Source organism: Enterocloster aldenensis (assembly GCF_003434055.1).
Lineage (GTDB): Bacteria > Bacillota > Clostridia > Lachnospirales > Lachnospiraceae > Enterocloster > Enterocloster aldenensis.
Genome location: NZ_QVEX01000047.1, coordinates 1 through 1,213 on the forward strand (window position 1 = coordinate 1; position 1,213 = coordinate 1,213).

General features: G+C 42.8%; 2 protein-coding genes. Both read left to right on the forward strand.

Annotated features, from left to right (window positions below):
* Positions 1-491 (forward strand): helix-turn-helix domain-containing protein (locus DWX59_RS28400; RefSeq protein WP_207660476.1); only part of this gene is annotated, 491 nt, incomplete at its 5' end.
* Between the two features lie 14 nt (positions 492-505).
* Complete coding sequence (locus DWX59_RS28405; protein WP_139227153.1) at positions 506-1,180, forward strand: IS630 family transposase; 675 nt, start codon at positions 506-508, stop codon at positions 1,178-1,180.
* Positions 1,181-1,213 lie beyond the last annotated feature (33 nt).

A 1,213-nucleotide genomic window follows, 5' to 3' on the forward strand; every position in this document is an offset into this window, starting at 1 on the left:
AATCTACTTATATAGATAAGCAGGAGGTAAAAGCAATGAATCAAAAATACACAGTCAGCTTAACAGAGGAAGAACGCAAAACAATTCATAAACTGTTAAATGAAAATATGCTCTCCATTTCGTTGCGTAAAAGAGCGAATATCCTTCTTCTGTCAGACCAAAGTGTTGGAACTCCCATGAAGCAAAAGGAAATTGCACTTCGTTGTGACGTTAATGTGGCAACCGTTTCCCGCACCGTCTGTGACTTTTCCCTCCATGGCTTGCAACAGGCCCTTACATTCAAACGAACTAAGGCAACCAATCCTACCATTGTTACAGGAGAAATTGAAGCGAATGTCATTGCTTTGGCCTGCAGCCAGCCTCCGGATGGTTTCTCAAAGTGGTCGGTTCGCCTTCTCACCCAAAAGGTGATAGAGCTTCAAATCTTTGAAACGGTTTCCAGAGAGACGGTCCGCAGGATTTTAAAAAAACACAGCTTAAACCGCATTTAAAAAAGCAGTGGTGCATACCTAAAAAACAAAATTCAGAATTCGTTGCCAGGATGGAAGATATCCTGAATGTATACCGGATGGACTATGATAAAGAGATTCCCCTGGTATGCATGGATGAACAGCCGGTGCAGCTTCTGGATGATAAAATCCTTCCCATCCCCATAAAGCCGGGGAGTGTCAGAAAAGAAGATTATGAGTATATCCGTAAAGGAAGCGCGTCTATTTTTCTTTTTACGGAGCCCTTAAAAGGATGGCGTCATGTAAAGGCCTCAGAGCAGCGGACAAGAAAAGACTGGGCCCTGCAGATCCAGGAACTTCTTACCGTACAGTATAAAGACGTAAAGAAAATCCGTCTGGTTATGGATAATTTAAACACCCATGGTATATCCTCTCTTTATGAAACGTTCGATCCGGAGACTGCGTTTGGCCTGGCCCAGCGCCTGGAAATACACTACACTCCCAAACATGGGAGCTGGTTAAATATAGCTGAAATAGAACTAAGCGCGATGACCACCCAGTGTTTAGACCGGAGGATACCAAATATAGAGGAATTGCAAAGGCAGATATCCACCTGGGAGACCCAGCGCAATCAGAGTCAAAAAGCAGTTCAATGGCAATTCAGGACAGAGGATGCACGAATAAAATTAAAGCATCTTTATCCGGTTGTAATAGAGTCAGATATCAATTAGTATAAATGCTTTTTAACTATGTCAAGGTACTAG